8 protein-coding genes are annotated in these 9,840 nt (G+C 56.2%); all 8 read left to right on the top strand.

Annotated features, from left to right (window positions below):
* The coding region (locus PHP98_06940) for a uroporphyrinogen decarboxylase family protein (GenBank protein ID MDD5483371.1) at positions 1-377 on the top strand (377 nt) is incomplete at its 5' end.
* A gap of 21 nt (positions 378-398) precedes the next feature.
* Positions 399-1,379 carry a Gfo/Idh/MocA family oxidoreductase gene (locus tag PHP98_06935; protein ID MDD5483370.1) on the top strand — a complete coding sequence of 327 codons (981 nt, stop codon included), beginning with the start codon at positions 399-401 and terminating at the stop codon, positions 1,377-1,379.
* Between the two features lie 71 nt (positions 1,380-1,450).
* Positions 1,451-2,821 carry an aspartate aminotransferase family protein gene (locus PHP98_06930; protein ID MDD5483369.1) on the top strand — a complete coding sequence of 457 codons (1,371 nt, stop codon included), beginning with the start codon at positions 1,451-1,453 and terminating at the stop codon, positions 2,819-2,821.
* 15 nt (positions 2,822-2,836) lie between these two features.
* Positions 2,837-4,111 carry an ArgE/DapE family deacylase gene (locus PHP98_06925; protein MDD5483368.1) on the top strand — a complete coding sequence of 425 codons (1,275 nt, stop codon included), beginning with the start codon at positions 2,837-2,839 and terminating at the stop codon, positions 4,109-4,111.
* Positions 4,112-4,232: 121 nt separating this feature from the next.
* Positions 4,233-5,360, top strand: coding sequence for a GntR family transcriptional regulator (locus PHP98_06920; GenBank protein ID MDD5483367.1), 1,128 nt, complete (start codon positions 4,233-4,235; stop codon positions 5,358-5,360).
* Between the two features lie 89 nt (positions 5,361-5,449).
* A complete protein-coding gene (locus PHP98_06915; GenBank protein MDD5483366.1) occupies positions 5,450-6,844 on the top strand; it encodes an FAD-dependent oxidoreductase in 1,395 nt (464 codons plus the stop codon).
* A 38-nt stretch (positions 6,845-6,882) separates the two neighbouring features.
* A complete protein-coding gene (locus PHP98_06910; GenBank protein MDD5483365.1) occupies positions 6,883-8,289 on the top strand; it encodes an acetylxylan esterase in 1,407 nt (468 codons plus the stop codon).
* A gap of 6 nt (positions 8,290-8,295) precedes the next feature.
* Positions 8,296-9,789 carry an MmgE/PrpD family protein gene (locus PHP98_06905; GenBank protein MDD5483364.1) on the top strand — a complete coding sequence of 498 codons (1,494 nt, stop codon included), beginning with the start codon at positions 8,296-8,298 and terminating at the stop codon, positions 9,787-9,789.
* The last annotated feature ends 51 nt before the right edge of the window (positions 9,790-9,840 follow it).

Genomic DNA, 9,840 nt, shown 5'->3' with positions numbered 1-9,840 from the left:
AAAAACTTTGCGATTATTTTAAATCCAAGGGGCTTCCGGTCATGTATCACACCGATGGCAAGCTGGACGAGGTTCTGCCGCTGGCCCTGGAAGCCGGCGTCACGGCCATCCAGCCGATTGAGGCCAAAGCCGGCAACGATGTGTGCCGGCTGAAAGAATTATACGCCGGACGCCTCGTGCTGGTCGGGAACATTGACGTGCAAAAAATGAGCGGCTCGCGCGCGGATATTGAGGGGGAAATCAGGCGCAAACTGCCGCCGGCCAAGAAAAACGGCGGCTACATCTATCACTCGGACCATTCCGTTCCGCCCTCGGTGAGTTTTGAAAACTATAAATTTGCCAGAAAACTGCTGGCGCAATACGGCCTTTACGAATAAAATCAACATACAGGAGGCGCAATGAAAGAAATCAGAATCGGAGTGGTTGGGCTGGGCTGGTGGGGCCAGATTGTAACGGGCTATTTCCGGGAGTTTCCCGGGGTTAAAATCGCGGCGCTCTGCGACCGGAGAAGGAATTTCCCGGACGCTTTTCTGCAGGATGCGAAATATTATGCCGACATGAAGGAGATGTTTGACACGGAAAAAATGGACGGCGTGGTGGTGGTAACCCCGCCGGAATTCCACCTGCCCCCGGTGGAGATGGCCGCCGGGCGCGGAATTCATGTTTATTGCGAAAAACCCATGGCGCACCGCCTGGAGGATTGCGATAAAATGATCAGGGTCTGCAGAAAGAACAAGGTCAAGCTGATGATCGCTTTCAAGCACAGGTTTGCCAAGGCGTTTTCATGCCTGAAGGAAAAATCAAACGCCCTCGGCCTGCCGCTCTGGGCGGTTTACACCTATCCGCTCTGGAAAGTTGACGATCCCGGCTGGAAGTTCCAGGCCAAAGGCACCCCCGGGATTATCGTGGAAAATTTTGTCCACGCGCTTGACGCGCTCATCTACCTGATGGGCGATGTTGAGCGGGTTTACGCCGAAGGCAACCGGGCCGTTTTCAAGCACCCGGTCCTGCCGGATTCGGTTATCTGCTCCCTCCGGTTCAAAAACGGCGCCATTGCCGCGCTGGGCGGCGGGTGCACCTCGGACCGCAGGATCAGCCGGGAATACCTTGACGTTCACTACGAAAAAGGCCTGGCGCAAATCTGGGGCAAGCTGGACTACCCGTTCCACCTGAGATGCCTGCGCCGCGAAGAGAGCCACCCGGAAGAGCATTGTTTTGAGGAAAGCGACGGCGTGCGCGAGGAAATCGCCTATTTTCTGAAGTGCGTCCGCGAAAACAGGGAGCCGGCAATCAGCGACGGACAGGAAGGGCGCAAATCCCTGGCAACGGCCCTGGCGATTCTGCAATCAATTAAAACAAACAAAACGGTCAAAGTATAAAAAAGGAGAAAAAAAACACAACGCGGCCTGAAAAGGATTCGCAAGTCAGAAAATACAGAAAGGATTTCAACATGAAAATCACGCGCCCTAATGTCAAGAAGTATCCCGGGCCAAAAGCCGTTAAAATTCTCAAGGATTTGCAGAAATACGAGTCCGCGGGGGACCTGTGTTTCGCCAACTACGCCGGCCTGCCGCCGGTTATCAAGGAGGCCAAAGGCGTTTTCGTCAGGGACGTGGACGGCAACACCTTCCTTGATCTGACCTCGGGTTTTGCGGCGCTCAATCTCGGCCATTGTCCGCAGGAAGTGATTGAGGCGGCCTGCAAACAGATGAAAACGGTGCACCACACCGCCCAGCAGCCGACTGAAGTCAGGGTGCAGTTGGCGAAAAAACTCGTCGCGATGGCGCCGGGCAAGCTCAGAAACAACAGCAAGGTGCAGTATGATACCGGCGGAACCAATGCGGTGGAAGTTGGCATGAAAATCGCAAAGGCCTGCACAAAACGGCCCTACATTCTCTGTTATCAGGGCGCCTATCACGGCCGCTCGCACGGCACCTTGTCGGTAACCTGTTTCCCTTTCCTGAAGGAAAATTTTTTCCCCATCATGCCGGGAGCCGTGCGCATCCCCTACCCCTACTGCTACCGCTGTCCGTTCGGGCGCAGTTACCCGGGCTGCGAACTGTTCTGCGCAAAACATATTGAAAACATGTTTCAGGATCCGACCTGGGGCCTGATTGACCGCAAAAAAGGAACGAACCTGGTGGCCGGCCTGCTCTTTGAGCCGGCGCAGGGCGCGGGCGGATACATTGTTCCTCCGGCTGAATACTGGAAGGAAGTGCGCCGCATTTGCGAAAAATACGACGTGCTTCTCATTGACGACGAAATCCAGATGGGCTGGGGGCGTTCCGGGGAGATGTTCTCCATAGAAGCCTTTGACACTTATCCGGATATTATGATGGTCGGCAAGGCGTTCACCGCCGGCGTCATTCCGAATGCGGCCATTCTTGCGCCCATAAAGATCATGGACGTGCTCAAGCCCATTCATCAAAGCGTCACGTTCTCGGGCAACCCCGTCGGCGCGGCGGCGGCGCTAGCCATGATTGCCACGATTGAAAAGAGAAAACTGCTTGACCATGTGCGCAAAATGGGGGCTTATTTCCTGGAACGGCTCCAGGAATTGATGGAGAAGCACGAGATCATCGGCCAGGTTCAGGGCAAGGGGTTCATTCTTTCTATGGAATTGGTCAAAAACCGGCGGACCAAGGAGCCGTTTGAAAGCATCAATGTCGTCAAGGCGGCGATGCGCAAAGGTCTGCTCCTGACCATCTCGGGCCATTTCGGCAACCGATTGAATATCGTGCCGCCCCTGGTCATCACGAAGGGTGAAATTGACATCGGCGTGAAAATCCTGGATGAAGCGCTGGGCGCGGTTGAAAAATAGGAATATAAAAATCCTATGAGTATCCGTCTGGACTCGGTGGACACGCAATTGACCGCTCTGGCCGACCATTGCCGCGAGGAGGCGCTGTCCCTCCTCCGGCAAATGATCGCTTTTGATTCGCGGGGAATTGAGCAGGGTGTCCGCGGCAACGAGGGGAAAGCCCAGCAATTCATGGCCGCCCAACTGCGCAAACTGGGCGCCGCCGTGGACGTGTTTGAGCCGGACAACCGGCGGATAAAAAAATACGCCGACTTCAACCCCGGCCATGACTATCATGGACGGCCCAATGTCGCGGCCACCTTCAAGGGCCGCGGCGGCGGAAAATCCCTGATTCTCAACGGACACATTGACACGGTTTCCGCCGGAGATGTTTCGGCCTGGAAACATGATCCATATGGGGGCGAGATTGAAAACGGCCGGCTGATCGGCCTGGGCGCAGTGGACATGAAGGGCGGGCTCGCGGCCATGCTGATGGCCATGCGCATTATCAAGCGCGCCGGAATCAAACTGCGCGGCGACGTCATTTTCCAGAGCGTGGTTGACGAGGAAGGCGGCGGCAACGGCACGCTGGCCTGCGTGGAACGCGGGTATAAGGCGGATGCGGCGCTGATCGCGGAGCCGACCAGCCTGGCCATCTGCTGCGCCCACCGCGGCGCCATGCACGCCGGCATTCAGGTCAGGGGCTTGACCACCCACGCCAGCCTGAAATCCAAAGGCGTGAACGCCATTGAAAAAATGATGTTGATTCTCGGGGCACTGGAGGATTTGAACCGGCAATGGCAGGTCTCCAAAAAACACGCCCTCCTCCCCTCGCCGGCCATCACCTGCTGTCAAATCGCGGGCGGGACGGGCGCCTCCATAATTCCGGCCGCGTGCGAAGCTAAAATCAATGTCAAATACCTGCCCGCGGAAAATGCGCCGGACGTGCGGGCGGAAGTGGAAAAGCGCGTTCGGGATTCGGCCCGGCGGGATAAATGGCTGAAAAAAAATCCCCCGCAAATCATCTGGCTTCTGAACACGCCTCCCTATGAAACATCCACCGCCCACCCGCTGGTTTCCGTTTTGAGGAGGACGATCGCCGGATTAAAGGGAAAACCGAAAATAACCGGCCTGCCTTCCGGCGCCGACGCGCGCATTTTGAACAATATCGGGAAAACCCCAAGCTTCATCGCGGGCCCCGGCGAACTGGCGCAGGCGCACCATATTGACGAGGCGCTCCCGATTGCGGAATATCTGCAGTCCATAAAAATTTTTGCCGTGGCAATCTGCCGCTGGGCGGAAACCAATTGATATGTTCCGACAACGTTATAAAATGATTAAAGCAACAGTTCCGGCATTTAAGCCGAGGCATGGCGGCGATGATTTTGCGCAATAGCGGCCAGGCCGGATTAGCCGGAGAAGGATCAGCATCGTGTCTTCATTAACGCAGAAAAAAAAATCAGCCAGAAGAAACCCGGTCGCGGTTTATGCCGCCATGCAGGATGACATCCGCATGCAAATTGCCAGCGGAAAACTGAAACCGGATGCGCCGCTGCTTTCCGAGTTTGAACTGTCCAAAAAATACGGCATCAGCCGCGGCTCGGTCCGCACCGGCCTGCGCCTGCTTCGGGAAAACGGAATTATCCGCGTCCTGCCCGGGAAGGGCGCGTTCGTCGCGCGGCCTTCCGCCCTCCATTCCGTTCTCCGGCGAAACCGGATCGCCCTGATCATCCCCGGCCTGGAGGATTCGGACCACCAGATTTACGAGGGAATATCCTCGGTTCTGGACGAAGCCGGGGCGGTGCTTTCCATCTTCAATTCCCGCCACAGCATTAAACAGGAAAACGACAACCTGCTGCTGCTGCTGGAGCGGGAGGAGGAAGGGGCGATTATTTTCCCAAACTGGGGCCGGGCCAACGCCCAGATGATTTACGAGCTCAAACACGCCGATTATCCATTTGTCCTGATTGACCGGTATTTCCGCGACCTGGAAACCGATTACGTCGTAACCGACAATAAACAGGGCGGCTTCCTCGCCGGCGAACATCTGATTAAACTGGGACACCGTAAAATCGGCGTGATCCTCGGGGTGCACTGCACCGCCGTGGACGACCGATACGCCGGTTTCCTGGACGCCCTGGGCCAATACAAACAAGTGCTTGATCCGAACATGATCGTTCGCATGGAGGAACCGGTTGGAAACGAGCCCGGCCACGGCGGTTACGAAACGGCCATGGCCCTCCTGCAAAAAAAACCCACCGCCATTTTTGCGGTTAATGATTTTATCGCCCGCGAGACCATGAACGCCGCAAAAGCTCAAAACCTCTCCGTTCCCGGCGACATCTCCGTAATCGGGTTTGACAATCAAAGCTTTACCGAGACGCTTGTGCCGCCGTTGACGACGATTGCCCAGCCGTTCCGTGAAATCGGCCGCAAAGCGGCGGCAATACTTATATCAAAAATCAATAACCGAACGAACCGTGTCATCCAGGAAACGCTCCCGCCCGCGCTTGTTGTCAGGGAAAGCTGTAACAACATTAATGTTGGCCGAATGCTTTAATTCGCGGCCTGCGGATTATTTTCTAAAAAAAAAGCTTGATTATTAAACGCATTATTATACTATACATGTATAAACAGGTAATACCGCATATGAAAAAAGAAAAGAAATCAATCCTGAATGATGATTACATCCTGGAAAAACCGCGCCGGATTCCCGTGTTAGTCAAGACCGACGTGGCCGTGGCCGGCGGCGGAGTGGCCGGCATCGCGGCGGCCGTGGCCGCCGCCCGGAACGGCGCCAAAACCATCCTGATTGAGGCCAACGGCTTCCTGGGCGGAACGGCGACGGCCGTGCCCATGAACTGGTTCGGCGCTTATGTCCCCGCCCTGCACAAGGGCATCATGAAGGAATTCCTGGACCGGCTGGAAAAAAAGAACGGCATTATCCAGAAGTTTTTCAACCCGGTAACCAACGGCTGGCTGATCGGCTTTTCCGTGGACCGTTTTAAAATGCTGGCGGCCGAAATGCTGGAGGAGGCCGGCGCAAAACTGCTCCTGCACGCCTGGATTGCGGACGCCGTTGTCAAGGACCGCGCGCTGAAAGGGGTGATCGTGGAAAGCAAATCCGGCCGGGAAGCCGTCCTCGCCAAAATCGTCATAGACGCCACCGGCGACGGCGACGTGGCCGCGCGGGCGGGATGCGCCTATGAAATCGGCCGGGAGAGCGACGGTCAGACGCAGGGCATGACCCTGACGGGGCCGATCATGGAAGGCGTCAATACGCGCAAATTATGGAATTTCATGCGCGCCTATCGCCGGAAACATCCGGACGAAATTCTGGAATTTATTGACGACCGCCTGCCCTTTTTCGTGGCCAGCGGATTCAAAAGCATGCTGAAAAATGCCCGCAAAAAGGGCGATCTGCATTTTGATTACGACACGGTCTGGATCAACGGACGCCTGGGCACGGACAAGGGCGAAATTGACGGCAGTTTTGTGGCAAACGTTGACGGCACAAACGCGCGGGATTTGACTCTTGCCGAAACCGAATCCCTGAAACAGCTTGCGTCCCTGGAGGCGTTCGCCAGAAAATATATCCCGGGATTTGAAAAGGGGAAAATACTGGACCGGCGCGGGTGGGTATCCGTCGGCGTGCGCGAAACGCGGCGGATCACTGGCGATTATTTATTGACGGAGGAAGACGTGCGCCGGGCAAAAAAATTCCCGGATGCCATCGCCCGCAATCTGGCGCCGATTGACATTCACGCGCCCGAAGGCCAGCGGTTTACCACGCTGAAAAAAGCATATGACATTCCGTATCGCTGTCTGACGCCAAAAGGATGGGAGAACATTCTGGTTGCGGGGCGATGTATTTCCGTGACCCATGAGGCGCTCGCCTCCACGCGCTACATGCCCTGTTGCATCGCCGTCGGCGAAGCCGCCGGCACCGCCGCGGCGCTGGCGGCAAAGTCAAAAACCGCGCTCCGCAAAGTAAACGTACAACGCCTGAAAAAAACATTGAAAAAACAAAACGCCGCGACCTGATCCGAAGCGGCACGCGGCGGGAAAAACGAGGAATAATCATGAAAATACTGGCAATCATGCTGATCGGCGGCGCCATGATGCTGGCCGGCGGCCGGGCGCAGGGAAACGGGCATTCCAACAGCTTCAGCACCGCGCCGGCCCCCGCCGGACAGGCGGACGACAACCGCCAGGAAACATCCGGGAAAGTTTTCCTTTCGGCCAAAACCGACAAGAAAGACGCGCTGTACAACTGCGGGGAAAAGGCCGGTTTTGCGATTACCGCCGAAGTTTCGGGAGAGACGGCGGCGGAAGGACACATTTCGGTTCGTCTGACGCGCGACGGCGGGGAAGTTATCACCAACCTGACGCTTGGTCTCAGCAATCAGTCCGTCATCGTTGCGGGAACGCTGGCGGAGCCGGGTTTTCTCCGCTGCAACGTCAGTTATGCGGGAACGAAAACAAACGTCTGCGCCGCGGCCGGCTTTGAGCCGGAACGCATCAAGACCACGGCGATTGTGCCCGATGACTTTGACGCGTTCTGGAGGGAAGGCCGGGCCGAGCTGGCGAAGATTCCGGCCGACGTCAGGCTGGCGCCCCTGGAAAAATATTCCAACGCGAAACAAAAATGCTATCTGATCAGTTTCGCGAATCTTGACAACACGCGCATCTACGGCTTTTTGAGCGTCCCGGAAGGATTGCAGCCGCCCTACCCCGGGTACGTGACCATACAGCCGGCCGGAAAAAACCCGTGCGTTCCGAACGTTTGCGATTGGGGCGCCAAGGGAGTATTGGCGCTCCAGCTCGGGATTCATGATTACGAGGTCGGACTTTCGCCCGAAGAAAGCAAGAAACTTTATAACAAAATCAACAAGAACGGAATGTATATGCAAATCGGGGCGCCGGACCGCCGGCGTTATTATTTCCGCAGGGTTATTCTCGGCATAGACCGGGCGCTGACTTACCTGGCGGCCCGGCCGGACTTTGACGGCCGGCATCTGGTTATGGAAGGAAGCAGCCAGGGGGGCGGATTATCTTTAATAATGGCCGGCTTCAACCCCCAGGTAACGGCAGTGGCGGCAAACGTGCCGGCCATGTGCGATCACGCGGGACACATGGCCGGCCGCGGGGCGGGCTGGCCCGCGCTGGTCCGCGGCGCCGAAGAAGAAAAGTCCCTGCGCCTGAAAATGTCGCCCTATTTTGACGTTGTCAATTTTGCGCGCAAAATCAAATGTCCGTCCGTTCTCTCGGTGGGTTTTATTGACACCACCTGTCCTCCCAGCTCGGTATATTCCGCCTACAACGAAATCAAGGCGCCCAAGCGGATCTTTGCGGCGCCGCTTACAAAGCATGACGCTGTGAAGCCATTTTATGTTTTTCTGAACAAGTGGATTCCCGGCCAGCTCGGCATGGGAGAATCGGTCCCACCGGCGGCAACAAACCCGAAAAAACAGAACGAAGACAGTTGAAAAAACATGTCAAACGTTAAACGGGATTACGTCAATCAGTTTCCCGAAACAACCGGCAACCTCCATTCGCGCACACAGGTGCTGGCGGAGTTCGTGGCCGGTTTTGATTACGAGCGCCTGCCGGAAAAAGTCGTGCTGGAAACAAAACGTTTGCTGGTGGACACCCTGGCGGCTGGTTTTGCGGGGGCCGCGGCGAAATGCTCGCGGATCAACCTTGAAATTGCCGACCTGTTCGGCGGCGCGCCGCAGGCAAGCGTTATCGGGCAAAAAGTTTCCCGGCCATTTCCGCTGGCCGGCATGGTAAACGCCAAAATGGCGAACGCCCTGGATTTTGACGATTGCTATATGAACGTTGCCCATTTCGCCCCGCAGACGGTTTTCGGGGCGTTGGCGGCCGGCGAATACGCGCAGATATCGGGGAAACGCCTGATTGCGGCCGTGGCGCTGGGATATGACGTGGCGGCCAGAATCTGCCTTTCTTTCATGTTCTGGCGCGTGCGGCGCGGACTCCTGACCACCCGGGGCAGCCGGCAGGTTTATGCGGCAAATGCTTTTGCGGCCATGGCGTCCGCGGCCCATGCCCTGCGATTGACAACGCAGAACTTGAAAAACGCTTTCGGAAATTGCGGCCACTTCGCGCCCTGTCTGACCAGGTCAATCATGACCGTCGCGCCCTGCGATGAAATGAATAAATATTGCGACGCCGGCTGGTCAACTCACACCGGCATCATGGCCGCCCTTTTCGGCTGGAAGGGATATAAATCCTCGCATTATGTCCTGGACGGCAGGGATGGTTATGCGGCCGTCATGGACATTGACCATCCGGACAACGAAAAACTGACGGAACATCTGGGGGAAAAATGGCACATTTTGGATGCCGCCTTTAAAACATACCCCTGTTGCAAATACACGCACGCCCCGCTGGAAGCGTTTGCCGAATTGGCGGACGAACATCGCCTGTGTCCCGAGGATGTGCAGCGGATTAATGTCTACGTCAGGCCGAGTCACGCGGTCGGTTTTTCGGCCCGGGAACTTCCGGAGGATTCCGATATGCCGTTCACCCATAATCTGCCGCTGAATTTTGCCAAGGTAATTTATCATATCCCTCTCAATGCCGAATGGCATGAAACCGGCCATCTGCGGAACGCCAGGATCCGAGATTTCATGAAAAAGGTGTTCGTCTATCCGGCGGGCGAGGCGCTGGTTACCGGCGTTGAGGATGTTTATGCCTGCGGATTCCCGAAAGAAATCCCCGCCACGGTGGAAATCCTGACTAAAGACAAGACATATAAAAGGGATAAAAAACGGGCCAAGGGCGATCCCTGGTGGGGGGAAACCAGATTGTCGGATCAGGAATTGTTCGCCAAATTATCCCGTTGCATCAGGGGCAGCTTGCCGCCGGCTGACAGCGCGCGCCTGTTTGATCTGGTCATGCAGCTTGAAAAAGAGGATAACCTTGCGGAAATCGGAATTCTTTTTAAGAAATACGCCCCCACATAGGCAAAACTGAAAAAAAATGCATGAGGAGATCAAAGGCCATGGGAGCCGGAA

It is taken from the genome of Kiritimatiellia bacterium, assembly GCA_028715905.1.
Lineage (GTDB): Bacteria > Verrucomicrobiota > Kiritimatiellia > JAAZAB01 > JAAZAB01 > JAQUQV01.
This window is presented reverse-complemented; position numbering and strand designations above follow the sequence as displayed.